Source organism: Candidatus Nitrosopelagicus brevis, assembly GCF_000812185.1.
GTDB lineage: Archaea > Thermoproteota > Nitrososphaeria > Nitrososphaerales > Nitrosopumilaceae > Nitrosopelagicus > Nitrosopelagicus brevis.
In genome coordinates this window covers 398,967-425,085 of the sequence record NZ_CP007026.1, presented here as the reverse complement: position 1 = coordinate 425,085, position 26,119 = coordinate 398,967, and the positions used below count along the sequence as shown (strand labels likewise).

Annotated in this window: 35 protein-coding genes and 1 tRNA gene; 15 read left to right on the top strand and 21 right to left on the bottom strand. The window is 35.4% G+C overall.

Annotation, left to right across the window (positions count from 1 at the left end; all coding sequences use genetic code 11):
- Positions 1-23 precede the first annotated feature (23 nt).
- Positions 24-260: a hypothetical protein gene (locus T478_RS02550; protein ID WP_048104934.1), complete on the top strand. Its 237-nt coding sequence runs from the start codon at positions 24-26 to the stop codon at positions 258-260.
- Here T478_RS02550 and T478_RS02545 read toward each other — a convergent pair whose 3' ends face one another.
- A complete protein-coding gene (locus T478_RS02545; RefSeq protein ID WP_052433846.1) occupies positions 261-584 on the bottom strand; it encodes a hypothetical protein in 324 nt (107 codons plus the stop codon).
- Positions 585-639: 55 nt separating this feature from the next.
- Between T478_RS02545 and T478_RS07335 the strand changes: the two genes are divergently transcribed.
- Positions 640-1,248, top strand: a complete 609-nt coding sequence (locus T478_RS07335; RefSeq protein WP_052433845.1) for a cupredoxin domain-containing protein — start codon at positions 640-642, stop codon at positions 1,246-1,248.
- Here the strand turns inward: T478_RS07335 and T478_RS02535 are convergent, their stop codons facing one another.
- Positions 1,249-2,004 (bottom strand): hypothetical protein, encoded by a 756-nt coding sequence (locus tag T478_RS02535; protein WP_238573636.1) that lies wholly within the window; start codon positions 2,002-2,004, stop codon positions 1,249-1,251. It lies immediately after the preceding gene.
- A gap of 79 nt (positions 2,005-2,083) precedes the next feature.
- Between T478_RS02535 and T478_RS02530 the strand changes: the two genes are divergently transcribed.
- Positions 2,084-2,290: a hypothetical protein gene (locus tag T478_RS02530; protein ID WP_048104932.1), complete on the top strand. Its 207-nt coding sequence runs from the start codon at positions 2,084-2,086 to the stop codon at positions 2,288-2,290.
- On the opposite strand, the gene msrA is transcribed toward T478_RS02530, so the two are convergent.
- Genes msrA through pth2 form a run of 4 tightly spaced genes read right to left on the bottom strand, consistent with a single transcriptional unit; the run spans position 2,287 to position 5,970 of the window.
- On the bottom strand, positions 2,287-2,745 hold the full coding sequence (gene msrA, locus T478_RS02525) for a peptide-methionine (S)-S-oxide reductase MsrA (protein WP_048104930.1): 459 nt from the start codon (positions 2,743-2,745) through the stop codon (positions 2,287-2,289). The two genes, T478_RS02530 and msrA, sit on opposite strands and share 4 nt — an antisense overlap.
- Positions 2,746-2,786: 41 nt before the next feature.
- Positions 2,787-3,983, bottom strand: a complete 1,197-nt coding sequence (truD, locus tag T478_RS02520) for a tRNA pseudouridine(13) synthase TruD (protein WP_048104927.1) — start codon at positions 3,981-3,983, stop codon at positions 2,787-2,789.
- Positions 3,980-5,581, bottom strand: a complete 1,602-nt coding sequence (locus T478_RS02515; protein WP_048104924.1) for a Vgb family protein — start codon at positions 5,579-5,581, stop codon at positions 3,980-3,982. Before T478_RS02515 ends, truD begins: the two co-directional genes overlap by 4 nt.
- A gap of 35 nt (positions 5,582-5,616) precedes the next feature.
- On the bottom strand, positions 5,617-5,970 hold the full coding sequence (gene pth2 / locus T478_RS02510) for a peptidyl-tRNA hydrolase Pth2 (RefSeq protein WP_048104923.1): 354 nt from the start codon (positions 5,968-5,970) through the stop codon (positions 5,617-5,619).
- A 68-nt stretch (positions 5,971-6,038) separates the two neighbouring features.
- Between pth2 and T478_RS02505 the strand changes: the two genes are divergently transcribed.
- The 5 genes from T478_RS02505 to T478_RS02485 are packed head-to-tail and all read left to right on the top strand — an operon-like array spanning position 6,039 to position 10,202.
- On the top strand, positions 6,039-7,181 hold the full coding sequence (locus T478_RS02505; protein ID WP_048104920.1) for an NAD(P)/FAD-dependent oxidoreductase: 1,143 nt from the start codon (positions 6,039-6,041) through the stop codon (positions 7,179-7,181).
- Positions 7,182-7,224: 43 nt separating this feature from the next.
- Complete coding sequence (locus T478_RS02500; RefSeq protein WP_238573634.1) at positions 7,225-7,437, top strand: zinc finger domain-containing protein; 213 nt, start codon at positions 7,225-7,227, stop codon at positions 7,435-7,437.
- Positions 7,438-7,440: 3 nt separating this feature from the next.
- On the top strand, positions 7,441-7,722 hold the full coding sequence (locus T478_RS02495; protein ID WP_048104918.1) for an elongation factor 1-beta: 282 nt from the start codon (positions 7,441-7,443) through the stop codon (positions 7,720-7,722).
- A 35-nt stretch (positions 7,723-7,757) separates the two neighbouring features.
- Positions 7,758-9,905, top strand: a complete 2,148-nt coding sequence (locus T478_RS02490) for a CDC48 family AAA ATPase (RefSeq protein WP_425320016.1) — start codon at positions 7,758-7,760, stop codon at positions 9,903-9,905.
- A gap of 6 nt (positions 9,906-9,911) precedes the next feature.
- A complete protein-coding gene (locus T478_RS02485; protein ID WP_048104915.1) occupies positions 9,912-10,202 on the top strand; it encodes a hypothetical protein in 291 nt (96 codons plus the stop codon).
- Here the strand turns inward: T478_RS02485 and T478_RS02480 are convergent.
- Positions 10,199-11,071 carry a heme o synthase gene (locus T478_RS02480; protein ID WP_048104913.1) on the bottom strand — a complete coding sequence of 291 codons (873 nt, stop codon included), beginning with the start codon at positions 11,069-11,071 and terminating at the stop codon, positions 10,199-10,201. The two genes, T478_RS02485 and T478_RS02480, sit on opposite strands and share 4 nt — an antisense overlap.
- Before the next feature lie 100 nt (positions 11,072-11,171).
- On the opposite strand from T478_RS02480, the gene T478_RS02475 reads away from it, so the two are divergent.
- From T478_RS02475 to T478_RS02465, 3 genes are read left to right on the top strand one after another with little or no spacing between them, the layout of a single operon-like run.
- Complete coding sequence (locus tag T478_RS02475; protein WP_048104911.1) at positions 11,172-11,978, top strand: cupredoxin domain-containing protein; 807 nt, start codon at positions 11,172-11,174, stop codon at positions 11,976-11,978.
- A gap of 5 nt (positions 11,979-11,983) precedes the next feature.
- Entirely contained in the window at positions 11,984-12,388 is a 405-nt protein-coding gene (locus tag T478_RS02470; RefSeq protein WP_238573631.1) for a M67 family metallopeptidase, read from the top strand.
- A 42-nt stretch (positions 12,389-12,430) separates the two neighbouring features.
- Positions 12,431-12,685, top strand: coding sequence for a DUF2024 family protein (locus tag T478_RS02465; RefSeq protein ID WP_048106801.1), 255 nt, complete (start codon positions 12,431-12,433; stop codon positions 12,683-12,685).
- 31 nt (positions 12,686-12,716) lie between these two features.
- Here T478_RS02465 and T478_RS07330 read toward each other — a convergent pair whose 3' ends face one another.
- The 6 genes from T478_RS07330 to T478_RS02430 form a co-directional block, all read right to left on the bottom strand.
- Entirely contained in the window at positions 12,717-14,150 is a 1,434-nt protein-coding gene (locus T478_RS07330; RefSeq protein WP_052433843.1) for a cupredoxin domain-containing protein, read from the bottom strand.
- 118 nt (positions 14,151-14,268) lie between these two features.
- Positions 14,269-14,454, bottom strand: coding sequence for a hypothetical protein (locus tag T478_RS02450; protein ID WP_048104907.1), 186 nt, complete (start codon positions 14,452-14,454; stop codon positions 14,269-14,271).
- Positions 14,455-14,510: 56 nt separating this feature from the next.
- On the bottom strand, positions 14,511-16,571 hold the full coding sequence (locus T478_RS02445) for a sodium-translocating pyrophosphatase (RefSeq protein ID WP_238573630.1): 2,061 nt from the start codon (positions 16,569-16,571) through the stop codon (positions 14,511-14,513).
- A 36-nt stretch (positions 16,572-16,607) separates the two neighbouring features.
- Positions 16,608-16,988: a M48 family metallopeptidase gene (locus tag T478_RS02440; protein WP_048104905.1), complete on the bottom strand. Its 381-nt coding sequence runs from the start codon at positions 16,986-16,988 to the stop codon at positions 16,608-16,610.
- Between the two features lie 119 nt (positions 16,989-17,107).
- Positions 17,108-17,605: a GTP-dependent dephospho-CoA kinase family protein gene (locus tag T478_RS02435; protein ID WP_048104902.1), complete on the bottom strand. Its 498-nt coding sequence runs from the start codon at positions 17,603-17,605 to the stop codon at positions 17,108-17,110.
- Positions 17,606-17,608: 3 nt separating this feature from the next.
- Positions 17,609-18,694, bottom strand: coding sequence for an Mrp/NBP35 family ATP-binding protein (locus T478_RS02430; protein WP_048104900.1), 1,086 nt, complete (start codon positions 18,692-18,694; stop codon positions 17,609-17,611).
- Between the two features lie 170 nt (positions 18,695-18,864).
- Here T478_RS02430 and T478_RS02425 point away from each other — a divergent pair, with 170 nt between their 5' ends.
- From T478_RS02425 to nadC, 3 genes are read left to right on the top strand one after another with little or no spacing between them, the layout of a single operon-like run.
- Positions 18,865-19,458, top strand: a complete 594-nt coding sequence (locus T478_RS02425) for a DNA-directed RNA polymerase (protein ID WP_048106792.1) — start codon at positions 18,865-18,867, stop codon at positions 19,456-19,458.
- Entirely contained in the window at positions 19,459-19,647 is a 189-nt protein-coding gene (gene spt4, locus T478_RS02420) for a transcription elongation factor subunit Spt4 (protein WP_048104898.1), read from the top strand.
- 1 nt (position 19,648) lies between these two features.
- Positions 19,649-20,476 (top strand): carboxylating nicotinate-nucleotide diphosphorylase, encoded by an 828-nt coding sequence (gene nadC, locus T478_RS02415; protein WP_048104894.1) that lies wholly within the window; start codon positions 19,649-19,651, stop codon positions 20,474-20,476.
- Here the strand turns inward: nadC and nadA are convergent.
- The 3 genes from nadA to T478_RS02400 all read right to left on the bottom strand — a co-directional run bounded on the left by nadA (position 20,473) and on the right by T478_RS02400 (position 22,351).
- Entirely contained in the window at positions 20,473-21,408 is a 936-nt protein-coding gene (gene nadA / locus T478_RS02410; protein ID WP_048104892.1) for a quinolinate synthase NadA, read from the bottom strand. The two genes, nadC and nadA, sit on opposite strands and share 4 nt — an antisense overlap.
- A gap of 111 nt (positions 21,409-21,519) precedes the next feature.
- Positions 21,520-21,594 (bottom strand) — tRNA-Arg (locus tag T478_RS02405).
- Between the two features lie 43 nt (positions 21,595-21,637).
- On the bottom strand, positions 21,638-22,351 hold the full coding sequence (locus T478_RS02400) for an MIP/aquaporin family protein (protein ID WP_048104890.1): 714 nt from the start codon (positions 22,349-22,351) through the stop codon (positions 21,638-21,640).
- An 87-nt stretch (positions 22,352-22,438) separates the two neighbouring features.
- On the opposite strand from T478_RS02400, the gene bcp reads away from it, so the two are divergent.
- Positions 22,439-22,897 (top strand): thioredoxin-dependent thiol peroxidase, encoded by a 459-nt coding sequence (bcp, locus tag T478_RS02395; RefSeq protein WP_048104889.1) that lies wholly within the window; start codon positions 22,439-22,441, stop codon positions 22,895-22,897.
- 23 nt (positions 22,898-22,920) lie between these two features.
- Here bcp and T478_RS07705 read toward each other — a convergent pair whose 3' ends face one another.
- From T478_RS07705 to T478_RS02375, 5 genes are all read right to left on the bottom strand, one after another.
- Positions 22,921-23,799: a hypothetical protein gene (locus T478_RS07705; protein WP_052433841.1), complete on the bottom strand. Its 879-nt coding sequence runs from the start codon at positions 23,797-23,799 to the stop codon at positions 22,921-22,923.
- Positions 23,800-23,920: 121 nt separating this feature from the next.
- Positions 23,921-24,475 carry a flavodoxin FldA gene (fldA, locus tag T478_RS02385; RefSeq protein WP_048104887.1) on the bottom strand — a complete coding sequence of 185 codons (555 nt, stop codon included), beginning with the start codon at positions 24,473-24,475 and terminating at the stop codon, positions 23,921-23,923.
- An 88-nt stretch (positions 24,476-24,563) separates the two neighbouring features.
- On the bottom strand, positions 24,564-24,722 hold the full coding sequence (locus tag T478_RS07615) for a hypothetical protein (protein WP_160271563.1): 159 nt from the start codon (positions 24,720-24,722) through the stop codon (positions 24,564-24,566).
- A gap of 121 nt (positions 24,723-24,843) precedes the next feature.
- Positions 24,844-25,074 (bottom strand): hypothetical protein, encoded by a 231-nt coding sequence (locus T478_RS02380; protein WP_048104886.1) that lies wholly within the window; start codon positions 25,072-25,074, stop codon positions 24,844-24,846.
- A 152-nt stretch (positions 25,075-25,226) separates the two neighbouring features.
- Positions 25,227-26,030 (bottom strand): hypothetical protein, encoded by an 804-nt coding sequence (locus tag T478_RS02375; RefSeq protein ID WP_052433838.1) that lies wholly within the window; start codon positions 26,028-26,030, stop codon positions 25,227-25,229.
- Positions 26,031-26,119: the final 89 nt, after the last annotated feature.

The window sequence follows — 26,119 nt, the reverse complement described above, 5'->3', positions numbered from 1 at the left end:
TAGGAAAAAAGAATTTCAAAAACATGGATAAACATGCTCCAAAAGAAGAAATGATAAAAGATTTGGAAAATATCTTGGCAAAAATTAATGCTTTAGAGGTTACCGCTAAAGATGAAGAAGCAAAAGCTAATGTCAAAATTTTAAGAAAATTAACAGAAGGGCAGATTCATTCAATTAATGAATTTGATCATCTAAAGAAAGCAATCGATCTTCTCACAATGCAGTTATTTGATGTTAAAGATAAAATAAATTCAAAATAATCATTCAACTTGGCATAGTGGACGATATTTTGATATGATTTTGTCTACAATTCGTTTTCTTTCTGGTTCGTCAGATTCCCATAGAGGTAAAATTGCAAGAGAAAGATTCGCTTCGTTGCCCGCATGCTGGATCCAACATTTGAAATTATCATTTTGCGTGAAAAAGTCATTCTGATCAGTTTTTTCAGATTCATCAACATATAGTGGAACATAACCAGATTTGTTCTGATTGAATATTATGTAAACCACTTTTTCCATAGGAGGTCCCCATTCAGAGAGCTTGATAGGGCCAAGAAATTCATAATGGAGTATTTGTATTGTCACTATCAAAATTATGAAGGCTCAAGTTTTAAATTTGCCTAATTTTGCCTCAAAGTAAATGTCAGAAATGCAGAATCCTCATAACTATAGAAAAGTAGGTTGGTCAATGGTACTTGTTGCTGCATCATTAGCTGCAATAGGAGTAGTTCAAGTTTGGATCGGACCAGACGTACTATTTGCAGACGATATGCAAAGAGACAAAACTGCATTTTTTGAAATGTGTAAAGCAGGAAATTACATGCAAGAAGGATGTGACATGTTTATACAACCTGGAAACACACTATACGAAATTCCTAGAATGACATTAGATGATACAGAAGAATCAACAATGGCGATGGAAGAACCTGTTGCTGAAGTATCACAAGTTTCTGCAGAAATTGTTTCAATTCCAGAAGGTTCAGGTGCACCAGGATGTGAAGAAACAGATGAATGTTACATTCCTGCAACACTAAACATACCAGCTGGCACTACTGTTATTTGGGAAAATAATGACGCTGCTGCACATCTTGCAACAAGTGGAACTCCAGATGGCGGTCCAGATGGAGTTTTTGATTCAGGAATGATTATGGGTGGAGCCACATATGAATATGAATTTTCAGAGACAGGAGAATTTGTTTATTATTGTCTTGTTCATCCATGGATGGTTGGAACCGTCGTAGTTGAATAATTACTGTCCATTCATGTAATCTTCCCAAGTGTTAAGATTAGAAGTAAAACGATTCATTTGATACATTGCACCACCAATAATTCCAGCATGGTAACATGTGTATAGATAGATTTGTGAATTGGTAGGGTCACTCTGGGTTAAACTCATACTTATCATTGAAAAGAAGACAAAGGTTCCAGCAAATGTAATAATTTTTCCAAGCATTCCACCATTTAACCCAACAATTCTTCGTGTAGCTGCAGCCATAATTGTAATACTTGATACAATCAAAAATGTTGCACCCCCATTTGCAGTAATCATGTCAGTAGCCCAAGGAACTATTCCATCATCAACCAAAGATGAATCTGGAATCATTGCACCTCCATGTAATGCAAAATTTACAGAACTAAACAATCCACCTATAACTAAAAAGAAAAGAAATAATTTCATAATTTTTCTTTTAAATGCACTTCTAGTTTCAGATGGTTGTAACGCCCTTTCAGAAATTTTTAAACCATATAAGAATCCGATTCCAAATGCAGGTGCAAATAAAATATTCATAAGATATGGATGTTCAAGAAACAATTCACCATAATAGGTATTGAGTAAAAATGCAGTAAGTAATGCAATTCCAGCAGCAGCTCCAAAAACAATCAAATTTGAATATTTGAATATTTTTGGTACATTCTCATCAGAACTATTCCAACTATACACAGAAAATTCTTTTGAAATTTGGATTAAAAAACCGAGTAAAAATTGATTTACCCAATGAATCAATTCTTTTCAATTTGTTCCTAACAAATGATAATTTCTAAAGAACATCGCATTTTTATTTTAACTAAAATGACTTTACATTATGAGATCATTATCAATCATAATTCCGGGAGTAATTCTTGTAATATTTGGAATAATATTCAATTTTCAGGGACAAGGAATGGTTGGACCAGAAACATCATTTATGTATCAAAATCAAGATTGGATTGATAATGGAATAATTATCAGTATGATAGGAGTAATTTTGATATTAATTGGTTATTTTGTAGAAAAGAAAAAGTTAACTTAGTAATTTTTTTCAAAATATTTTTGATGATATTCTTCTGCACGGTAAAATTTTGAAGCAGGTTTTATTTCAGTAACAATGTCATTTCCAAATGTTTTATGAGCAGATGGATTTAATTCCTCTTTAACTTCTTTTGCAGTTTTTTCTTGTTCCTCATTATGACAGAAAATTGCTGAACGGTATTGAATGCCAACGTCAGGACCCTGTTTATTAGCAGTAGTTGGATTGTGATTTGCAAAGAACACCTTTACTAGATCAGAATATGAGATTTCATTTGGATCATACTCAACTTGTATGGCTTCGGCATGGCCTGTTCGGTCAGTACAAACATCTTCGTATGTAGGATTATCTGTATGACCGCCAGTATAACCTACTGCAGTCGATTTTACACCATCGGTTTTAGAAAATACTTCTTCAACATGCCAAAAACATCCAGCGGCAAAGGTTGCTTTCTCCATACACATAATCCCATTAAACAATAAAAAAAGCTTTCAAAATTTTAAAAACCACAGTCAAGAGGATTTGCAGGTTTTAGGATTTCTCTTAGAACTATAGTTGCGTATGAACCACGAGATAATTGAAATTTTACTAAGTCTTTGTCTATAGCAAAGTCAACATAATTAATTGATGCATTACGAAATCCTCCTTCAACAGACAATTCTTGAAAATCTTTAATGAAGAAATCTTTTGGTGTAAGTAATTCTTCTTCAAGAATTTTTTTAATATAATAATCAAATCGAGATTTTTTATAATATGAATGACCTACTAATGGAACTGCAAGTTTTTGTTCAGGAATATTTTCAAATTTACCCAGTACAGAGTTTTTATCAAAACAAACATCATCAATTTCAGGTTCAAATAGATTTTCTTCAAATTCATTTGCAAGGCTCAAGGTTTTATTGAATAGGAATGACTGATACGCTTGAATGTAAAATCTTCTTAATTGTAATGGAATTGAACGTATTGCATTTTTAGGATCATCATCCTTCGAGAGTTGTTGTAGAAGATTTCTTTCAATATCCATGGAATATGGCAATAATTCTATTACTTCAGTTTCAGATTTTCGTTCAGATATTAATTTCCGCATTTCATTATTTTTTTCTGAATCATATTTTGATGAAAAGTTTAGTAAATATTCTAGTGCTTCTTCATAATCACCTTTAATGATTGATTTTCCAACTAGATGCGTTATTGGTCGTTTTGAGCCAAATCTTTGATATCCAAAAAAGTTAAGGATTTTTTCACCACCAGTGAATGAGGGTAAAGCATTACTTAGTTCCGAGACTTTAATTTCAAAATAATTTCCCAACATGTCTTTTTTTGATATTGGTTTTTTTACAAATCCAAGTCTTTGTGCAGAATATTTTTTTCCAGTATATTCCGGCAAGGAATTAATTTTTTTGTAAGTAAAGACATACTGTTCTGTTTTTGCATTGGCATCTTTCAAACCAAGTGATTTTAAGACCAATCCATATCGTTTTTCAATATCAATCAATGCATGATTCGTATCAATTCCAGATTTTTTTAGTAAGTAAACCCCATGACCGTCTGGATTGTTAAATGAATCAATGGTCTTTTCAGATAAAATTTCTCGTACCAAAAAATCATTTTCATTTTGTTTGATTTTACCTGAGATAGAAGGAGATTTTGTGGTGTAAACAGAGATTCCTATCTCTTTGTCAATTTGTGGAATCACGGTTCAATGACTACATCTATGTATTTTGAGACGTTTATCTCAGAATTATAAACACCTAGAAGTAATTTGTAATCTCCAGATATTGCAATTTCGCTTGCAGTGACAGATACAATAATTTCATCAGAACTTGTGAAATCATGTGATACCAGAAGATCTGAAGATTTTGTTACAGCAGATGCAGTATGAGCAAAATTGAAATTAATTTTATCAGTATTTGATAAATTATTGATATTCAGAGAGATTGTTTGAGGTTCACCTTTCTTGAGAGTTATTGACTCAGTATCAGTAGACACGGTAAATGGAAGAGGTTTTCCAGTATCAACAACACCAATTTTGTTTTCTGCCCACTCTGTGAACCAAATTTTATCACCTATTGCATCAAAACCAAAGATTTGTGCAACACCACAATTGGAATTAGACTTGTCTTCACAATCAGCCCAGTTTGGATTTTTTGATGGAACCATATACTCTACAAGGCGTTCATTATCAATATCAAAAACTGCAAGTTGATTAGAGGTTTGTTCATTAAAGATTAGATTTCCATTCATGTCTGTTTCAGACCAGTATGGTCTAGAAATTGGAGATTTTATTATTCCAGTGGAGTTTCCATAAGCTGATTTTTGAGGTGTTGATGTGATGAATTTTGTAAATGTTTCTTCTTCAGGATCAAATTTGAAAAAGAAGCTACTTGAAGTGTCTACTATCCAAACATTATCATTTTCATCGACAGATAATCCATTTGCAGTAGTAAGATCAGTTGGAAAGTCATATACATCAAAATAACCTTCAAGTGGAATGTCCATTCCAGTACTTGCCAAATAGGAATCTTGTTTGTATTGTTCAATGTTAAATTTCAATAATAATCCAGTTGTATCTGGGACCCAATTTGTATACCATAAATTATTTTCAGAATCAATAGCAAAGTCACCTGTGAAGGAATTTGGAATTGGTGCTACAATACTAGAATATTCTATCTCATCAATATTGTGAGATAAATCAAAGAAAGTGATTTTACTTCCAGTAAAGTCATTTACTATGATATTTGAACCGTGTATAGCAAGTTGTTGAGGCAATGAACCTACTTCAGAAGGAGGAAATGCTATGGCATCATACGTTTCATTGATTGTGTCAAAACGCCAAATTGTATCAAAACTTCCATCAGTATACCACATTGTACCATCAGAGGAATAATCCATTCCCCAAGACATTGTACGTGCACCATCAGGCCACAATTCATTTTCAAATTCTGTAAATATTTCAGACATTGGATTAAATTTTGCAATTTGACCAACATTTGATTCTACAAACCATACATTACCATCTGGTGCGACCTTGATTGCAAGCGGTTGTGTACACAAAGTTGGAATTTGATATTCTTTCACAAAAGATGTGGATTTTGCATCACCACCAGCGCCACAAAAAGTTGCACGTTGTTCATCAGGAAAATTATCCATAGGCGTTCCAGTTTTTGTAATTTGTACATCATCATCAGTCATATCAATTGGGGGTGGCGGAGGGAGCGCAAACAATACTGTTGATGTTAATAGAATACCGCCTAAAAATGCGAATGCAAGGTATCCTTTTGTTTTTTGTTTCACAATTTTTCAAAATTAGAGCTTGTTATATCTGATTCTTAAAGTAATGATAAATCTCCAGTTACTTTATCAATTAGATTTTCAGGTGCAGGTCCTACAGATATGCAAGTTGTGGTTCCAGGTGCAATTTGTGTATGACCCGCATCAGTGATTTCAGACCACGGAAGCCCCAACTCAATTGCACCTCTTTTAACTTCATCTAATTCCTTTATTCCAGAAACTTTTACAACAACTTTTTCTTGTCCAGTCCACCAAGTTTGAAACCATTCAGGATGTGATTTTCTTACATGTTCTGCACCCATAACGCATGCATGACCTACTTGTGCGGCAATTTTTCCTTTGCCCATTCCAAGATCAGTTCTAACTGCAATTACTTGTTTGATATCAGCCATATGAAATAATTATACAAGTTGATGATAAACGTTACAATTCAAATACCAAATAAAATTACAGACCATACATGTATGATGCAGTAGTAGCTGGAGGAAGTATTTCAGGACTTTTAGCAGCAAGAGAAATTGCAAAAGATGGTCATTCCGTTTTAGTTTTAGAAGAAGGTTTTGAAGTAGGTAGTCCTGAACATTGTGGAGGATTAGTTAGCGAAAATGCCTTAAAAGAATTAGGTATAGACCCTTCACCAAAAACATTTGATAGTAAAATAGAATGCGCAAAAATTTTTTCTCCTAAAGGAAAAGAAATTACAATTAATTCAAAAAGACAAAAAATTATAGTAATTAACAGAAGAGAGTTAGATAAACAAGCAGCAAGACAGGCAAGAGATAACGGTGCAGAAATTTCTGTGAAGACTAGTTTCCAAGAAAAAATTCACAATACAATAAGAACATCAAACGGAAATATAGAATGTAAATTTTTTATAGATTGTAGAGGAGTTTCAAGATTAGCTAATAAAGACAGAGATGGGATTCTACTAACTGCACAATACGAGGTATATGCAGATTGGATTAAAGAAGGTCAAGTGGAGGTATATTTTGATCAAGAAAAATATCCAGAATTTTTTGCATGGATAATTCCATCAGGCAAAGGAGTAGGAAAAGTAGGAGTTTCAGGCAAAGGAATTAACACATTAGCGATAATTGATGAATTTCTAAAATCTAAAGGCAACTTTTCAACAATTAGAAAAATATTTGCGCCAATATGGATTAAAGGTCCAATCAAAAATTTTGTGGAAGAGGATACAGTGATAGTGGGAGATGCAGCAGGACAAGCAAAACCTACAACTGCTGGAGGTATTTTCTCATGTGGAATGGCAGGAATTTTGGCAGGTAGAGCGATTTCTGAAGCAATTAAAACAGGAAATTCTTCATCTTTAATGAATTATGAAAAACAATGGAGAGATAAATTTGGTAAAGAGTTTGAAAAACAAAATTTGGCTAGAAAAATACTTGCAAGACTAGATAATGATACAGTGAATAAACTGTTTAATTCAATTACTCCGGAAATTGAGGAAGATATTTCAAATAAAGAAGATTTTGATTTTCATACAAGTTCAATTCTCAGATTACTAGGAATGAAAGGTTCCTTCAATACAATGCAAGCATTGATTGGAGGAGAAATCAAGAGACTTGTTCAAAATAAAGCGTAAAATTTCAAGGAAGGTATAAATTCCTAACAGAGTGGATTTGATTATGTCTTCAAAGGGTATGTTAGATTTGGATGGAAACTCTCCAAAGATTTCATTGCCGGTATGCAATGGTTGTAATAGACACATCATGCCAGGCGACAATAATGTAAAATTCATCTGTCCAGAATGTCCAGATGAATTAATTTGGAGATGTGGAAGTTGTAGAGAAGCCGCAGCACCGTATAAATGCGAATCATGTGGCTTTTCGGGACCATAGAAAATGGCTAAATTACTTTTAATTGTAAAAATACTTCCTACAGGAACTGAAGTAGATTTGGAAAAATTGGTTGATGAAATAAAATCAAGTCTAAAAGACGACATAGAATTGCTCAGACATACAAAAGAGCCATTAGCTTTTGGATTAGAATTTATCAAAGCAGAATTCACATTAGAAGATGCAGAAGGTAAAATGGAATCATTAGAAAGTTCTGTTAAATCTGTAGAAGGTGTTAGTGAGTTCGAGGTGCTGAACATGAGCCGCATGTCAGTTGACATGAAGTAGGAGTTTAGTTGACTCGAAATGTCGACCCACTACAAATGAGAGTGGGAGAAGCAAAACAAAGAGATATTGGTAAAAAAAGAGCTCGAATCGGTCCTGATGCAATGGATTATCTTCAAGTCACACCAGGAGATGTAATTCAAATTAATGCAAAAAGATCAACGTGTGCAATAGTTTGGCCAACTGATGAGGATGAAAAATATCCAGATACAATACGAATTGATGGTCAAACAAGAAAAAATTTAGGAGTTGCACTTAGCGACGTAGTTGAAATTAATAAAGTAACAGCAAAACCGGCAAAATCAGTTACGTTAACACCAATTGCAGACCAAGTAACAGTTGACAAGGAATTTACTGATTTTGTGAAAAATAGATTGAAAGGATTGCCATTAAGTCAATCTGATGAAATTTCAGTGATGATTCTTGGTAATGCTATGGACTTTAAAATCGAAAAAATTTCACCTAAAGGAATAGTTCGTATTGAACGTACTACAAATCTAACAATTTTATCAGAAGTATCTGAGGATAAAAAATCACGTATAACATACGAACAAGTTGGAGGATTACAAGAAGAAATTAAGGTAATGCGAGAGATTGTTGAATTACCATTAAGACATCCAGAATTATTTGTAAGACTTGGAATTGAACCGCATAGCGGAATATTGTTATACGGACCACCAGGATGTGGAAAAACATTACTTGCAAAAGTTTTAGCAAGTGAGTCAGATGCAAGAATGTTTTCGATTAATGGTCCAGAGATTATGAACAAGTATTATGGTGAAACTGAAGCAAAGTTAAGAGATATTTTCAAAGAAGCAAAAGAAAACTCTCCAAGTATAATTTTCATTGATGAAATTGATGCAATTGCACCAAAAAGAGAAGAAGCATATGGAGATGTAGAGAAAAGAGTTGTTGCTCAATTACTTGCATTAATGGATGGATTAACAGATAGAGGTAATGTAGTCGTTCTTGGTGCAACAAATAGACCAGATAGCGTAGACCCTGCGTTAAGAAGACCAGGAAGATTCGATAGAGAGATGGAAATTTCTGTTCCAAACGCAGATGGAAGATTAGAGGTAATGCAAATTCACACAAGAGGTATGCCTATTGCAGATGACGTTAACTTGAAAAGTCTTGCAGCAGAATTACATGGATACACAGGTGCAGATATGAAATCATTATGTAGAGAAGCTGCAATAAGATCAATTCGAAGATATTTACCAGAAATTGATTTAGAAACAGAAAAAATTCCAACAAAGGTTCTACAATCAATGGAAGTAAAATTAATTGACTTTTATGATGCTATGCATGGCGTAATTCCTACAGCAATGAGAGAGTTCTATGTTGAACGCTCGAAAATTTTCTGGGAAGATGTAGGAGGATTAGAAGAATCAAAACACATTCTTCAAGATAATTTGATAGTTGCAATGAATGACCCTGAGAAATTTAGTAAAATGGGAATAAAACCTCCAAAAGGTGCATTGTTATACGGGCCACCTGGATGTGGGAAAACAATTTTGGCTAGAGCCTTAGCTACTGAAAGTGGAGGAAACATGATTCTCGTAAGAGGGCCAGAAATACTATCAAAATGGGTCGGTGAATCAGAAAAAGCCATTAGAGAGATTTTCCGTAAAGCAAAAGCATCATCACCATGTGTAATAATTTTTGACGAATTAGATTCATTGGCAAAGATGAAAAATGGAGAAGAAGGAGGCGGTATTGGAGAAAACATACTCAGTCAAATGCTAACAGAGATGGAGGAAGGAACAACATCAAGAGTAGTAATCATAGGAATTACAAACAGACCAGACTTGATTGATAGTTCAATGTTAAGAACAGGTAGACTAGATTTGAACGTCTTTGTAAATCCACCAGACGAAAAAGGACGTTTAGAAATTATCAAAATACTAACAGACGGTATGCCTATATCAAAAGATGTAGATTTGAACGAAATTTCAGTTGCCACACAGAGTTATTCAGGTGCAGACTTGGCATCTCTATGTAGAGAAGCTGCGGTTGAGGCAATGCAAAACAATTCTAAAGAAATTACAAGTAAAGACTTTGCTGCAGGATTAAAGAGAATTAGACCATCAATAACAAAAGAGGTTGAAACATGGTATGAGAAGATTAAAGAAGGCGCATCAAACATAATTCCACGAGAGGCTGACAAAACGTTTTACGGTTAGATTGATATGACAATTCCAATAAGAAATCACCTATTAGATTTAATCAAACAGAAAGAAAACTGGACTGATAAAGAATTACAAAAAGCACTTACAAAAGAAGAGACAGTTATGACTGAAGGTAAGTTTAACAAAGTTTTACTTGATTTAGAAATAATGGGACTGATTAACGTTTCATGGGTAACAAAAGAAAATAGAAGAATTGAAGCAGTTACAGAAAAAGTTGAAGAAGATGAATACGAAGAACAGATAAAAGAAACACAAGAAAAAGACTATGAAGCCAGTTTTCCTAACTCTTAAAATCTAAAATGAAATGCTGCATCTAATGCAACAGCCAAGAAAATTATTGTCAAGTATGGTGCAGTAACTTTGTATGCTTTCCATGCAAAGTCAGAAGTTGGTTCTTTTGTTAATTTGTAATGATATACAAGCATCAAGCCCCCAGAGGCAGCTGCAATTGCTGTATAAACAAGACCCATTCCAAATGCATAAAGCATTAATGAGTATGGGAGAAGAATCAAAGTATTAATCAAAATGTATTTTGATGTTTTTTGCATTCCAATTAAAACCGGAAGCATTGGAACTTTGGCTGCAGAATATTCATCTTTCATTTTCATTGCCAGACACCAAAAGTGAGAAGGTGTCCAAACGAATACAAGAAATCCGATTAGAAATCCCAGTATGTCCATAGAGCCTGTTGCTGCAGACCATCCAGCCATAGCAGCTGCACTTCCAGCAAAACCACCAATTACAATGTTAGAAGAATTTAGTCTCTTCAACCATGCGGTGTAAATTATGACATAGAAGAATATTCCAAGTGCAATGAAAAATGCTGAGACATAATTCAAAGCTAAAGCACCATATACAACAGAAATTACACTTACTGTCAAACCATAAATCAAAACAGAGTTTGGTTTTATTCTGCCAGATGGAATTGGTCGAGTGCTTGTTCTTTCCATTAATGGATCAATGTCTCTATCATAGTAGTGATTCAATGCACTTGAACCAGCAGATGCTAAACCACCTGCAATAATGATATGGATTAATCCCCAAGTGTCCAATTCAGGTCCGATTAGCTTACTTGCTGCATACATCGATGTGACAGCTGTAATTACAAGAAGAACGACAATTCTTGGTTTCGAAATCTCAATTATTTCTTTAATTCCCAATATACTCATATTTTTGACGTATCGAATTTATTCCCTTCTAATAGACGATCTTTTTTGTTACATAAGGATAAAATAATACTCTGAAAGCATCAAAGCAGAATTGAGTAATTGGGATCTAATCATGCCAGGAGGAGGGCTAACTGCAATTGGACTTGCAGGTCTTGTCACATCATATTCAGGAATTGCCCACACATTCATTGATGGAATGCACGCATTAACCGGATTACTTTTCATGTTCGGATTGATAATTTTAGCAGCAGGTCTTTTGGAAGGTGGTATTTCAACATCCAACCGTACCAAAGCAACCGTATTAACAATCGTCTCAATTTCTCTAGGATTCGGAACATTTGCAACAACGCTGACAGAGAATTCAACATTACCATTATTTGCAGGATTTCTAATCATGATTGCAATTCCAGCAATTGTAATCTCTTACTTTGCAATGAAAATACCAGTATATGCAAAACCTGTTGGAGTAATTTTCATCATAGCATTTGGAACAGGAATTGGACTTTACGTGGCATTTGGATTTGTAAGCCCAGATCAATACATGGTTGCAACAGAAGTTGAGCAAATTGAAGAAGTTATAGAAGAAGCAATTCCAGAAGGACCACTGTTTGTGATTTCAATGTTAGCAGGTTCAGATGTACAAGGTGCTCCAGACTATGATCCAGATGAAGCGTTAGTTCCACAAGGACACATCATAGAGTGGGTGAATGATGATGCAATGTCACATACTGCCACAAGTTCAGTAGACTTTGGAGAAACATTTGACACAGGCTTGTTAAATGCCGGTGAAACTTACAAACTTGATACTAACAAGTTAGACCTTGGAGAATACGAATACATGTGTATTGTACACCCATGGATGGTATCAACAATAATTATACAAGAGCCTTCACAATAACAATAGTGAATAAATCCATTATTTTATCAGAAAAGGATAAAGAAGAACTAGCTAAGTATGCAGAAGCTGAAAAGCCATACGAATCCTGTGCAATTCTAGTGGGAAACGAAACTGACGAGAATTGGACCGTGAAAGAAATAGTTCTGACTGAAAATACTACAAAGTCTGAAGTTATGTTTACAATTTCTCCAGATAAAGAATTTGAAGTAGATCAAAAGGCAAAGGAATCAAACATGGAAATAGTTTGTATCTTTCATTCACATCCAGAATCAGAAGCCCAACCTTCAGAGACAGATAAAAAGTTCATGAGAGTGAATCCTTTCCCATGGATAATTTATTCAGGTAAGACAAAAGAGATGAACTGCTTCATTTTACAAGACGAGAACGTAAAACAGATTTCAATAATATAGTGATAAATTAAATAGAACTAATCTTGGAACTTGAATATGGCAATGGATATACACGTCTACGACACTTATGTTAAAGCCAAAGATGGTCATACAATGCATTTCGATGTTATCACCGATAAGCAGGATCATGATCAAGCAATTGCATTTGCAAAAGAATGGCTAGCAACTGTTGGTGAAGAAGGTGCTACTGTAACAGGAGAGGAATGCCAATTCTGTCACACACAAGGTGCCCCAGAACCAGTAGAAAACGAGATTAAAGAAAAAGGTTATTTCATCCAAAAGATGGAAGGCTGTTAATTCTATAATCTTTTTTTATTTTATTTTATTTTTAGGATACTGTTAGTGAGAACGTTTCTTTGCTATCAGTTAATGCCGTAGGATCTGCAAAGTTATTCCATAGGAATTTCTCAACAGTATAGGTTCCTGCCTCACTTGGCATATATGATAAGACTTGGTCTAATGTTTGTCCAGCGCCCAGCATTCCAGTAACGTGTGATAGTGAAATTGTAGTGTTGTTAGAATCTTTAATCTGTACAATTAGTGCAAATGACTGTTGAACGTCTGAATCATTGGTAAAGTCCATTGTAATCTCTATCTTTTCATTAACAGATAATTCTGCAATTGCTTGTTGTGATGCTGCTTCTGCTGCGGCAGCTGCTGCTTCTGCTGCGGCAGCTGCTGCTTCTGCTGCTGCTATTCTTGCTGCGGCTTCAGCTTCTGCAATACGTGCTGCAGCCTCGGCTTCTGCTGCGGCAGCTGCTGCTTCTGCAGCTGCTATTCTTTCTGCTGCATCATCTTGTGCTTGTGAAGATTCAGCTTGTGATGAAGAGGTTGCTCCACCACCACTAACAATTATTGTTCCTTCCATCCATGGATGTACCATGCAAAAGTATGGAAACTCTTGTCCTGCATCAGAAATTTCAAAAATAACATCCATACCGTAACCAGGTGACATTAAACTACTGTCCCAATTTCCATCTGGACCATCTGCTGGAGTTCCTGATGTGGAAGTGTGACCTGCAGAATCATTATTGACAAATGTAACAATGTCACCAGGATCAACTATTAAAAAAGAAGGAATGAAACAATTTGGTTCACATCCCGGTGTTGAAGAACCTATTGCGTTTTCAATTACATGTGAGTTTATGGGACTATTTGACATGAGAAATTCTACAAACAATGTTTCAGGACCATCAGATACATCAAGTGAGTAAAAACCCTCTTGTCCCCATAATGTTCCTGTAGGATCAGTTGGAATTGTTGTTTCAAACGAACCATCGGAATTTACACCGGTCTGTGTAACAAGAACCATATCTCCATCAGGATCATTTACAAGTATCACTACACTAGATTCAGGAGAAGCACCACTACCTGTAACAATAATTGTATCTCCAGTTGTGTATGTTGTTTTGTCAATGTAAAAGCTCAGTGGACCAATAGATGGCGTAGATGTAACTGCATTATGATCATCAGTTACTATAACCAACCCTTCCATCCAAGGATGCACCATGCAAAAGTACGGATATTCACCTGCATCTAATGCTGGAGTTGTGTATGCTGCGCCCATCATAACTAATGAGCTGTCCCAGATACCATTTGGTCCATCAGCAGGAGTTCCAGATGTGGAAGTGTGAGCTGCAGAATCATTGTTAGCAAATGTAACCATTCCACCAACACCAATAGTAACTGTTGAAGGTAAGAAACAGTCTGGTTCACATCCCGGAGTTGAAGAACCCATTGCGTTCTCTACGGTAACATTCATGCTGTGTTCAGCAAATGCACCAGGTGCGGCATAAAGTCCAATAGCAAAAGTGAAGATTATTGATAAAATCAGTATATTTTTCGTATTCGTTATAGAAGTAATTTATTGATAAAAGTTTCTAAGATGTTTCAGACTGAACATTTTCTGCTTTATGAGCAAAGTGAAAGCATACTACAACTCCTACTACACCAACCACAATAAACGGAATGGACATGCTAAACGTTTCAGTGGTAAAACCGTAAAACATTATCAAATTACTTGGAAATATTCCTGCAACACTTCCAAATATGCAGCCAATGAACATGAAGATGGTTTTAGATAACACGATTACTATAATTCTCTAAAAGATATAGTATTTTACTATAATACAATAACTGCAAAGAATACGGGTACGAATACGATTGCAATTGTGTTTAAGAGTTTGATTACTGTGTTTAGTGCAGGACCTGCTGTGTCTTTGTAAGGATCACCAATGATATCACCGACTACTGCGACTTTGTGTTCTTCAGTACCCTTTTCACCTTTCATTTCAATGAGTTTCTTTGCGTTATCCCATGCACCACCAGTGTTTGCCAAGTGATATGCCAAGAATATTCCAGAAACAACTGCTCCCATTAAGAGACCTGCTACTGCAGATGGACCTAACAAAATACCAACAATGATTGGTGCTGCTACTGCGATTGATGCGGATTTCCATAATTCACCAATTGATGCAATTGTTGCCACATCTACACACTTTGCATAATCAGGTTTTGATTTACCGGTTAAAATTTCAGGATCTTCTTTGAACTGTCTTCTTACTTCATAGACCATTTTCTTTGCTGCACGTTCTACGCCGCTGATTAATTGGCCTGTGATGATAAATGGAATTAATCCACCGACTAAGAGACCTACAATTACAGATGGGTTTGATAGACCATAATCAATTACCATGTCTTGGAAATAGTGTGATGCTTCGAATTGGAATGCTTGAATCATTGCTAATGCTGCTAGTGCGGCACTTGCAATTGCAAAGCCTTTGGTTACAGCCTTTGTCGTATTTCCAACTGCGTCAATTTCATCAGTGATTTTACGATTCTCTTCACCCATTTCTGTCATTTCTACAATACCGCCTGCGTTGTCTGCAATTGGACCAAATGCGTCAATTGAAAGAACAATTCCTGCGAGACTTAGCATAGCCATTGCAGTTAGTGATGTTCCAAAGATTCCGTATAGTAGTGGGTCGGTACCTTCTGGTGCTGCTGCAGATGTAATTGCAAATGAAACGATAATTGCTGCAACTAGTGCAATCATGAATGGTCCGGTTGATTGTAATCCTTTGATAATTCCCATTAATGTTAATGATGCGTAACCCCACTTTGCAGATTCAGAGATTTCTACAACAGGTTTTGAGTTTGCGTTTGTGTAATAGTCTGTAATTTTTTGTATAACTGGAACCAGAATTACACCAATGACTGTAGCGCCAAATAGTGCGTAAGCAATTGGTGTGTCTCCTAGAATTATCTGAGTGAATACAAAGTTTAGTGCAATTGCTATTGCTGCTGAAACATAAAATGAAATATTCAGCGGCTTCATGACATCAGTAATCTTTCTAGAGCCAATTGTTGCTGTACCAATGATTGATGCTACGAGTCCAGATGCTCCAATTAAGATTGGATATGCAAAGTTTTCTGGTGAACCGATTAATGCTGCAATTAGTAATGATGCTAAAATTGTTACAATGTATGATTCGTATACGTCTGAACCCATGCCTGCTGCATCTCCTACGTTATCACCTACGTTATCTGCAATTGTAGCAGGATTTCGTGGGTCATCTTCAGGAATGTTTGCTTCTACTTTTCCTACCAAGTCTGCACCCATGTCTGCAGCCTTTGTGAAAATTCCACCACCGATTCTAATGAACAATGCAATTAGACTTGCACCAATTCCGATACCGGCAATAGTAATTGGGTTTGGATAAATCATATACAAAATTGCGGTTGCAGCTAATGCCATTGCAGGAACTGCAAGACCTACTGTTGCACCGCCTCTAAATGTAATAGCAAAAGTTTTTCCTAAACCAGAACCTGTTGCATGTGCTGCTCTTACTGCAGCCTTTACTGTAACTTTTAGTGAGATAAATCCTGCAACTGCAGAAAGTGTTGCACCTACTGCAAAAGCAATTCCGTTTGAATCACCAATGAAAAATCCAATGATGACAGATAATCCAATTGCTATTGGAATAATAATTCTCATTTCACGTCTCAAAAATGCTGCTGCACCAATTCTTACTGCTTCAGATATTTCCTGCATTTGTTTTGTGCCAGGATTTTGTTTAGCAACCCAACCAGTGTATATGCCTGCAACTGCAAATGATGCGATTGCGGCAATAATTGGTATAATTACCTCTATAGGCAAACCCAGAAAAGTTTCAGTAGCCATCGTATATTTGAAAAACGAATCTGTGAAGAATATAAATCAACAAGAGATTTCAGGAGAATTTCTTTTCCTGTATGGATCAAATGTCTTTCCACGTAAGCCTTGGCGGACTAATTTGTTGAATCTCTTGCCATGACTCAGATATGGAAACCTTTGGTGGATCAATTCATGTACAATTGTATTTTCCAAAGTCTTCTCATCAGGGATTTTTTTTACATTGATGAAGATTGTGTTTTTTTCCATGTATGATACACCATAATACTTGTAGGCCGTAGTTCTGCAACCTTCAGTGATTTCTTTTGGAGCAGCCATTACTTCCTTGTTTGTAAAAAATACTTGTGGCTCAGGAGTTGAGAATCTTTTTGAGTATATCCCTACTTTTTCCAATACTATCAAACGGAGCTCATCATCTAGCTTCATGATTAGATTATAAATTTCAGACTTTATTGGATTGTGTCAAATGATCTTGGCAAAGTGTAAAAGATGGTCAGAGTTTAGTGTTGTAATCACAAGTCATACAGCCACCGTCTCATCATCCCTTATTTCATTTGATTTACTATTTTTTGAACCTTCTCTCTGACTTCATCAGTGATTTCAGCAATTACTAATCCTTCATTTGGTTGACCATACATTACAACTGAATTTTCAGGGGCAAATAGACATACAGGTAAAACCAACAAATCTTCTTCACCATCAACTAGCAATCGTATAGGAGGTTTTTGATCAAAGATAGTTTTTAGAAGATTAAAACTCTCAGTACTAATTTCGCCAGGATTATTTTTTATAGTTAATTCTGTACTGATGGATTCAATTTCAGGAGGTGAACGTTTCTCACGTTTTTCTTGTCCGTCAACTATGTGTAATAATGGAATTAGGCCCATTTCTAAAAGTAATTCAGATGTTGCATCTCCAACAGTAATTACAACTTTCTCAGAGTAAATTTTTCGAATGTAGGATTCTTTTTCAGATGAATCGTTTGGAATTAATTTACCAAGAGGAATTTTTAACTCATCACGTAAGTTTGGTGGTAAAATCATGTACTAGTTTGTAGTAGCTTCTGCTTGTATTTCTTCTTGTAGTTTTGCTGCAACAATACTACATTGTGCTGCAACATTTTTTGCTGCAATTCTAAATGCATCTGCACTAGGTGATTCTGTATTTGTCATCATTACAGGTTTACCTAAATCAGAACCTTCCATAATTCCAGAGTTTAACGGAATTTCTCCTAAGAATGGAATTTCATGTTTTTCACTAATCTTTTTTGCGCCGCCGTTACCAAAGATGTAATGTTTCTTTGTGCAATCAGGACATGCAAAATAACTCATATTTTCTACAACGCCAAGTATTGGTACGTTTAGTTTGTCAAACATTCCAATTGCTTTGACTGCAACATTACTTGCAACATCTTGTGGAGTAGTTACAACTAAAATTCCAGTAATAGGAATTGTTTGTGCTAATGTTAATGGTATATCACCTGTACCAGGAGGAAGATCAACTATAAGATAATCAAGATCTGTCCAGTTTGTGTCAACTAAAAATTGTTTTAAAATTCCAGAAATAATTGGTCCACGATAAATTGCTGCTTGATGTTCTTGTTCTGCAAAGAATCCAAAAGAAACTACTTTGAGATCATTAAATGTTGCAGGTTGTAATTTGTTATCTTCTACTTCCATTGCACCATCTTTCATTCCCAACATCAATGGAATACTTGGTCCGTAGATATCTGCATCAAGTAAACCAACCTTTGCGCCTGTTTGAGATAATGCAAGTGCAAGATTCAATGATACGGTAGATTTTCCAACTCCACCTTTTCCGCTAGCAACACCAATTACATTTTTGACAGTTGCCATTGCTTCGTCGGCATCAAGTGAACGACCTTCCATAACTTTTGCAGTAACTTTCATATCAAAATTTTCAATGCCATCAATTTCGTCAATAGCTTTTCTTACATCTTCTTCAATTTCTTCATTGAATGGGCATGCAGGAGTAGTTAATTCCAAAGTAAATTTAAGATCACCTGAGTTTAGTTCCAGATCCTTTATCATTCCCATTGAAACAATATCTTTTTTCAAATCAGGATCAACGACTGTTGCCAGTTTTTCCAATACTTGATCTACGCCAACCATTGTGCAAATTACTAATTCTCTTCATTTAAAATATTCTTTACTTAGTCCAAACTAATTAGAGAATTATAGTGAATTGAGGCACAGACATGCCAAAAAAATTGGAATTTTTTGAAAAAATCTTGAAAAATACCCAAAGGTTCATAAATAAAAATTCCATCAAAAAATTGCAATTGTTTTCTGTTTCAACTCTAATAGATATTGTAAGAATTCCACCTAGTCTATTTGGTTCAACATTGAAAAAAGCCGCAGAAAGTATTTTGAAATCAAAATATGAAAGTATGATCAATCAAGAGTTAGGATATATCATTATGGTAATGGATGCCAAAGTGGAACCAATGGGAAAAATGATTCCTGGTGATGGAGGTACATTCCATAGAGTAGAATTTCAAGCATTAACATTTTATCCAAAATTACAAGAAATTGTTCAAGGTGAAATTGTAGACATTACCGACTTTGGTGCATTTGTAAGAATTGGACCAACTGATGCATTGTTACATTTGTCACAAGTTATGGATGATTATTTGAAAAGTGATGTTGCATCAGGAATGATAATTGCAAATCAAAGTGGAAGAACATTAAAAGTTGGTTCAATGTTAAGAACTAGAATTACCGCAGTGTCATTAGGTAAAGCAGCTACAATGGGAAAGATTGGAATTACTTGTAGACAGCCATTCCTAGGTACAGAAGAATGGATTAAAGAAGAAATTGCAAAGGCCAATGGTGAAGAAGTCGATGCAAAAGAAGTTGTAGTTGAGGAAAAATAATTGGCAAAAGAATTAGCTTGTAGAGAATGTAGATGTGTGACAACAGCAAAAGTTTGTCCAGTATGTAAATCAACAGACCTTTCACCTGATTGGAATGGAATAGTATTAGTTGTGAAACCAACTAACTCAAAAATTTCTAATACATTAGGAATTACTAAACCAGGTAAATACGCATTAAAGGTAACTTAAATTGAAATATTCTCCAAAAAGAGAATTAAAACGATTTTTAGATGAAGATGTTGCAAAAGGCGACATTACAAGTAAGTTATTAAAAAAACAAAAAATCGTTGCAAGAATCATAACTAGAGAAGAAACTGTTGTAGCAGGTACAAAGTATGCAAAAGAAATTTTTGCATTAAAGAAATGTAAGACAAAAATTCTCAAACAAGATGGAAAAACAGCAAAACCAAATCAAACTATTTTAGAATTAAGTGGAAATGCAGGAGACATTTTAACATGTGAGAGAACCGCACTAAATCTTCTCTCAAGAATGTGTGGGATTGCAACACAAACAAACAGTCTCAAAAAACTTGTGAAATCTACAGGCTCAAAGTCTAAAGTTTTTGCTACAAGAAAAACTGCCCCAGGTTTAAGATTTTTTGATAAAGAAGCAGTAAAAATTGGCGGCGGTGAGAAACACAGAATGAATCTCAACGAGATGATTATGATTAAAGACAATCATTTGGCAGTACAGAAATCAATTGAAGAGATTTTAAGAAAAGCAAAAAAGACGAGAGGTAAAATTGAGATAGAAGTTGAAACATCAAGTGATGCAATTTTGTGTGCAAAAATGGGCGCAGACATCATAATGTTAGATAATTTTTCTCCAACTCAAATTAAAAAAACTATGAAGAAATTAACCGAGCTCAAATTAAGAAATAAAGTAATTTTAGAAGCGTCAGGAAGAATAAATTCAAAAAACATTACAAAATATGCTGAAACAAATATCGACATGATATCTGTTGGAAGTATAACTAATTCAGTTGATGGCATAGATTTGAGTTTAGAGATTTCTTAACTTATTGCAAGCATTCTTTCAATTGCCAATCTGGCTTTATCAGCAGTTTCTTTTGGAACAGTAACTACGTTTGTTTCATTTAATAGAGAATTGTATACTTTTTCCAGTGTAATCATTTTCATATATTCACATTCTGCTTTTTCAGATGCAGGAATGAATTTTTTGTCCGGATTTTGCTTCTTCATTCGGTATAAGATTCCTGTTTCAGTAGCAACCACAAATTCGTTTGATTTTGAATTTTTTACGTGATTCATCATTCCCTCAGTAGATAAAATTTGTACTTGATTAGAACTATAGCTGCCATTTGCAACATCGTACATCATAGGAGTTGTACAACTACATTCAGGATGGATTAAAAATTCAGCATTAGCAAGTGAATTTAGTTTTTCTTTGACATGATCAGGTGTAATACCTGCATGTACATGACATTCTCCTGCCCAGATTAACATATTTTTTCTACCAGTCATCTTTGCAACGTAAGATCCTAAGAACATGTCAGGTAAGAATAGAATTTCTTTGTCATCTGGAATTGCTTTTACAACATTTACAGCATTTGATGACGTACAACAATAATCTAATTCGGATTTTATTTCAGCAGTAGTGTTAACATAACCAACTGCAATTGCGTTTGGATGTTCTGATTTCCATTTTTTAAGTTGTTCAAGGTTTATTGAATCAGATAATGAACAACCTGCATTAGTATCAGGTATGAGAACTTTTTTTTCAGGACTGATTATTGCTGCAGTTTCAGCCATGAAATGTACACCACAGAATAAAATTGTTTTATGAGGAGTTTTTGCAGCCTGTCGTGCCAGTCCTAATGAGTCACCAACAAAATCAGCTATGTCCTGAACTTCAGGAATTTCATAATTGTGTGCAAGAATTACTACATCCTTTTCTTTTTTCAATTCTTCAATCTTATCTTTTAACATCCGAAATCCTCCATCCGGAAATCATTTAAAGTATTATTATTTTACCAAAAAATTACATAAAATTTTTGTTTCAAGGTAATTCTTGCCGTCATTTCTCTATTGGAATTATAACGGATCCGAAGGGATTCGAACCCCCGACCTAATGCTCCGCAAGCACTCGCTCTATCCATGCTGAGCTACGAACCCATTAATTTACTTGGAAAAATTGTTAAAAACGTTTGGAAAAGAATTAGGCTTCTTTTTCTGCTGGTTTAACGTACAGATAGTTCATTACTACACCTCCAATGATACCACCAATGATTGGTCCTACCCAGTATAACCACTGTACTTCCCATAAACCTGCATCTCCAGATACAACTGCAGGGGAAAAGGAACGTGCAGGATTCATTGATGCGCCTGTTAAAGGTACACCAACTAAGTGAAGTAAGAAAACCATTCCACCAATTGCACCACCATAGATCTGCTTTGGTGCTTTTGTATGAACTGCCACCATATAGATTACAACAACTAAGAAGAATGTTAAGATAATTTCGACTACTAGTCCAGACATCATACTGTTACCAATTAATTCACTAGGACCCCCGTGAGCACCCCAGAATACTTTTTTACCAATTTCTGGAAATAGAGCCTGTAAGGTGAGGGTAGCGATAATTGCACCCATAATTTGGAACAAAATGTATCCAATTCCATTTTTAACATCAATTTGTTTTGTAATCATCATAGGTATTGTAACTGCAGGATTGATATGCGCTCCAGATATGTGTCCAAATGCATAAACCATGAAAACAATAATTCCACCGTGACCAAGAGATATGAAAATTATTGCTTCAGTTGATAATCCATCGCCATACCATGCAGCAGATAGAATTACAGATAATGGTCCAAAGAATACTAGAGCATATGTTGCAATTGCTTCTGCAAGCCATGCTCGTGGATTTACCATATTCGATGTCGAATTTGATGTCCATATAAAACATTCTAGTCAATTTTTACTCAAAGAATATTTAACTGGAAAAACTGTACGGGTGGTATGATCGAAGAAGGAAAAGCAGTACCTAAATTTCAATTAGAAGACGCAGATGGTAACTTGGTAAAATCATCACAATTGAAAGGACAAAAGTATGTTGTGTATTTTTATCCAAGAGATTTTACTCCAGGATGTACAACTGAAGCAGATGAATTTTCAAAAGATTATAAAAAATTCAAAAAAGCTGGAATAGAGATCGTAGGTATTAGTAAAGATGACGTAACATCACATAGAAAATTTTGTGATAAAATGAACATACCTTACATTTTACTTGCAGATGTAGAAACAGAGGTTTGTAAAAAATTTGGAGTGTGGGGATTAAAAAAATTCATGGGTCGAGAGTTTATGGGAATTAATCGTAGTACATTTTTAGTAAATGAGAAAGGAAAAATTTTCAAAGTATTTCCTAAAGTGAAACCAAAGGGACATGCAAAGGAAGTCCTAGAGGCATTTCAAAAATAAAATAAAAAGAAGAGTAAAGGCGTTTAGTGTCCAGTGTTTGCTTTAGCACCTTCAGGTCCAAAACCTTTTGGTAATGAGCCTCGATTAGATTGTACTTTAGCGGCTGCGGCTGCGGCTTCAGCTTTTGCGGCTTCAGCTACTGCTTTTGCATCATCGACTTTTTTCTGTTCTAGACGTGCCAAGTATTCTTTCTCATAGTCTTCAAGTTGTGCTTGCTTTGATTTTCCATCAGATGCACTTCCAGCACTTGCCTGAGGTTCAGGTTGTGGAGGTGGAGGTGGTGGAGGTGGAGCAGATTTTGCTTGTTCACCTGCAGGAGCATCATTAATCCAAGTACCGAATTTTTTGGCTTCTGGATGATATGCAAGTCTTTGTCTTGTTGCAAAGTACTTGTTTCCTGGTGCTGTGTAACCAGTAACTTTTGTTTTTTGATCATTCCAGTTGGATGGTGTAACACTAGTTTGTGCTACAAGAGCTCTACTACCAAAGTATCTGTTACCTGGTGCAGTGAAACCAGTGATTGCAACTTTTTGTGTGTTCCAGTTTCCGGTTGGAATTTCACGGAATCTTTCGTGAAGTGGAACAGAAGGTGCTTTCTCTACAGGCTTTGGTGGTGCCTTATCTGCAGGTTTTTCATCATGTGCATGTGGACCGCCACCGCCTTCTGGTTTTTTAGCTTCTGCTGGTTTTGGAGCTGGTTTAGGAGCTTCTTTTGGAGCTGGTTTAGGAGCTTCTTTTGGAGCTGGTTTAGGAGCTTCAGCAAGATTTGATAACCGCTTTTCTAATTGAGCAATTTTTGCTTCCAAATCAGCTTTTGTCGTTCTTGAAGATGTGGATTTGCGTTTTGTTGTAGTTTTACGTGTAGTTTTACGTGTAGTTGTACGCTTTTTAGATGTCGCCATTGGTGGAATAGGGAATTAGTTGCTTATGTGCATTTTGTAGTGACATAAAATTTTTCCAAAAAAATAAACAAAAATTTGTAAAAATTTGAAAAAAGGAGTTGTAATGAGGATGTAGATTTTTCTATATTCCCATTTCTTTTTTAAGCTGGGCACACCAGTTTTCTACTCGTTCTTGTGTTCTATCGTTTTCACTATCTTCATCGACAGGAAGTCCACAGAATTTTTCACCATCTTCTGGTGGTGTAATCTCATTGAGATGTGGAATCAAACATCTTGAACTAGTAAAGTTCTCATAGCCGTCAAGACTTACGTATCCGACCATTTTTGCGCCTGCTTTTTCGAAATATCTGTGTAGTTCTTCCATTGCATCGACATAATCTTGTCCATAACCAACAGAGTCACCCAAGCCAAATACTGCGACTGGTTTTCCTTTGAGATCTAATGCACCAATTTTTTCTAAAAGGTCATCCCAAGCTGTTCCAGATCTAAGTTCTTCAGCACCAGTATTCCATGTAGGAATGCCACAAATGAGACCATCAAGACCGGCAAAATCTGCCAAGTCACTTTCGGTAACATCTTTTGCATTTGCTACTGCATCGCCTAGTTGTTCTTTGATAATACCACAAACGGTTTCTGTTTTACCAGTTTGAGTACCAAAATAAAGTCCGATTGTCATTAAAAAAAACTCATGGTATTCATATTTAATTCATACTATAATCTAACCGATCTAAAAATAAAGAAAAAAGGAAATTTTGCACTAATGATTAGTGTCCTGTGTTTGCTTTAGCATCTTTGATGAATCCTTTTGGTAAAGTGGCTCCTTTTTTTGCCATTTTTGCTGAATATTCTTCTTTTTCTTTGTCAGCGTCGTCAACTTTAGCCTCTTTCTTAGGTTTTTCATCGTGTGCGTGTGGTCCACCCATGATTCGCAATGACGTTAGTTGTTTATTTATGTAATGATATGAAATTTTTTCAAAATATGATATGAATTTAGGAAAAAATTAAAGAAAATAAAAGAAAAAAGAAATTGTTTTACACTAATGATTAGTGACCTGTGTTTCCTGCTTTAGCATCTGGTACAAATTTTGCAGGAAGAGGACCTAATAGTGAAGCTCCTCTTTTGCCATCTTTAGCCATAGTGTTGTATTCTGCTACATATTCGTCTTTTGCCTCATCGGTTCTCCAAAAGTTTTCATCTCTTTTTGGTGCCGCTTTCTTTGGTTTTGCTTTTTTTGTAGCTTTTGGTTTGTCGTCATGTTCATGTGGACCAGCCATGACGAAGATCTGAAAAGATTGTATTTAATTCAGATGTTAATTCTAAAATTTAATTTCAAAAGATGAGAAAAAATATTTTGATGATGAAAATAAATTCAAGATATTTTTAAAAAGATAAAAGAAAAAAGAATGTTCTAGAATTACACTAATGATTAGTGTCCTGTGTTTGCTTTAGCATCTTTGATGAATCCTTTTGGTAAAGTGGCTCCTTTTTTTGCCATTCTTGCAGCATACTCATCTTTTGCTGTATCTGCGGAAGTGGTTTTAGCCTCTGTCTTTGGTTTTTCATCATGTCCGTGTGGACCACCGCCAGCTTCTGGTTTAGATTCTGCTTTTTTAGCTTCTGCCGGTTTTTCTGCTTTTGGTGCAGGAGCGTCATTAATCCAAGTACCAAATTTTTTGGCTTCTGGATGATATGCAAGTCTTTGTTTTGTTGCAAAGTACTTGTTACTTGGTGCTGTATAACCAGTAACTTTTGTTTTTTGATCATTCCAGTTGGATGGTGTAACACTAGTTTGTGCTACAAGAGCTCTACTACCAAAGTATCTGTTACCAGGTGCAGTGAAACCAGTGATTGCAACTTTTTGTGTGTTCCAGTTTCCGGTTGGAATTTCACGGAATCTTTCGTGAAGTTCTCCTGATGCTGGTGGTGCTTTCTCAGCTGGTTTTGGTGCAGTTTCTGCTGGTTTTGGTTCCGGTGCAGTTTCTGCTGGTTTTGGTTCCGGTGCAGTTTCTGCTGGTTTTGGTTCCGGTGCAGTTTCTGCTGGTTTTGGTTCCGGTGCAGTTTCTGCTGGTTTTGGTTCCGGTGCAGTTTCTGCTGGTTTTGGTGCAGTTTCTGCTGGTTTTGCATCTTGTGCAGCTGCTAATTTATTCAATTTTGCTTCTAAATCAGCAATTTTGGCTTCTAGATCTTTTTTTGTTGTAGACTTTCTTGTAGTCTTTTTTGCTGTAGCCATAATTTCTCGTCATTTGAGGTGTTTATTTAGCTTATGATGTTTCTATGAGGATATTATTGATCTAATTTTATTAATTATACACGTGTAGG

Excerpts from the sequence above, each read along its gene's own strand:
- pth2 (WP_048104923.1), bottom strand. The coding sequence starts at position 5,970 with ATGGCTGATATCAAACAAGTAATTGCAGTTAGAACTGATCTTGGAATG.
- T478_RS02550 (WP_048104934.1), top strand. The coding sequence starts at position 24 with ATGGATAAACATGCTCCAAAAGAAGAAATGATAAAAGATTTGGAAAAT.
- T478_RS02485 (WP_048104915.1), top strand. The coding sequence starts at position 9,912 with ATGACAATTCCAATAAGAAATCACCTATTAGATTTAATCAAACAGAAA.
- T478_RS07330 (WP_052433843.1), bottom strand. The coding sequence starts at position 14,150 with ATGAATGTTACCGTAGAGAACGCAATGGGTTCTTCAACTCCGGGATGT.
- T478_RS02400 (WP_048104890.1), bottom strand. The coding sequence starts at position 22,351 with ATGGTAAATCCACGAGCATGGCTTGCAGAAGCAATTGCAACATATGCT.
- T478_RS02505 (WP_048104920.1), top strand. The coding sequence starts at position 6,039 with ATGTATGATGCAGTAGTAGCTGGAGGAAGTATTTCAGGACTTTTAGCA.
- T478_RS02490 (WP_425320016.1), top strand. The coding sequence starts at position 7,758 with ATGAGAGTGGGAGAAGCAAAACAAAGAGATATTGGTAAAAAAAGAGCT.
- msrA (WP_048104930.1), bottom strand. The coding sequence starts at position 2,745 with ATGGAGAAAGCAACCTTTGCCGCTGGATGTTTTTGGCATGTTGAAGAA.
- T478_RS02375 (WP_052433838.1), bottom strand. The coding sequence starts at position 26,030 with ATGGCTACAGCAAAAAAGACTACAAGAAAGTCTACAACAAAAAAAGAT.
- T478_RS02465 (WP_048106801.1), top strand. The coding sequence starts at position 12,431 with ATGGATATACACGTCTACGACACTTATGTTAAAGCCAAAGATGGTCAT.
- T478_RS02445 (WP_238573630.1), bottom strand. The coding sequence starts at position 16,571 with ATGGCTACTGAAACTTTTCTGGGTTTGCCTATAGAGGTAATTATACCA.
- T478_RS02435 (WP_048104902.1), bottom strand. The coding sequence starts at position 17,605 with ATGATTTTACCACCAAACTTACGTGATGAGTTAAAAATTCCTCTTGGT.
- T478_RS02530 (WP_048104932.1), top strand. The coding sequence starts at position 2,084 with ATGAGATCATTATCAATCATAATTCCGGGAGTAATTCTTGTAATATTT.
- T478_RS02440 (WP_048104905.1), bottom strand. The coding sequence starts at position 16,988 with ATGAAGCTAGATGATGAGCTCCGTTTGATAGTATTGGAAAAAGTAGGG.
- T478_RS02495 (WP_048104918.1), top strand. The coding sequence starts at position 7,441 with ATGGCTAAATTACTTTTAATTGTAAAAATACTTCCTACAGGAACTGAA.
- fldA (WP_048104887.1), bottom strand. The coding sequence starts at position 24,475 with ATGACAATCGGACTTTATTTTGGTACTCAAACTGGTAAAACAGAAACC.
- nadA (WP_048104892.1), bottom strand. The coding sequence starts at position 21,408 with ATGTTAAAAGATAAGATTGAAGAATTGAAAAAAGAAAAGGATGTAGTA.
- bcp (WP_048104889.1), top strand. The coding sequence starts at position 22,439 with ATGATCGAAGAAGGAAAAGCAGTACCTAAATTTCAATTAGAAGACGCA.
- T478_RS02430 (WP_048104900.1), bottom strand. The coding sequence starts at position 18,694 with ATGGTTGGCGTAGATCAAGTATTGGAAAAACTGGCAACAGTCGTTGAT.
- T478_RS02380 (WP_048104886.1), bottom strand. The coding sequence starts at position 25,074 with ATGGCTGGTCCACATGAACATGACGACAAACCAAAAGCTACAAAAAAA.
- T478_RS02500 (WP_238573634.1), top strand. The coding sequence starts at position 7,225 with ATGTCTTCAAAGGGTATGTTAGATTTGGATGGAAACTCTCCAAAGATT.
- T478_RS07705 (WP_052433841.1), bottom strand. The coding sequence starts at position 23,799 with ATGGCGACATCTAAAAAGCGTACAACTACACGTAAAACTACACGTAAA.
- T478_RS07615 (WP_160271563.1), bottom strand. The coding sequence starts at position 24,722 with ATGGGTGGACCACACGCACACGATGAAAAACCTAAGAAAGAGGCTAAA.
- T478_RS07335 (WP_052433845.1), top strand. The coding sequence starts at position 640 with ATGTCAGAAATGCAGAATCCTCATAACTATAGAAAAGTAGGTTGGTCA.
- T478_RS02450 (WP_048104907.1), bottom strand. The coding sequence starts at position 14,454 with ATGTTCATTGGCTGCATATTTGGAAGTGTTGCAGGAATATTTCCAAGT.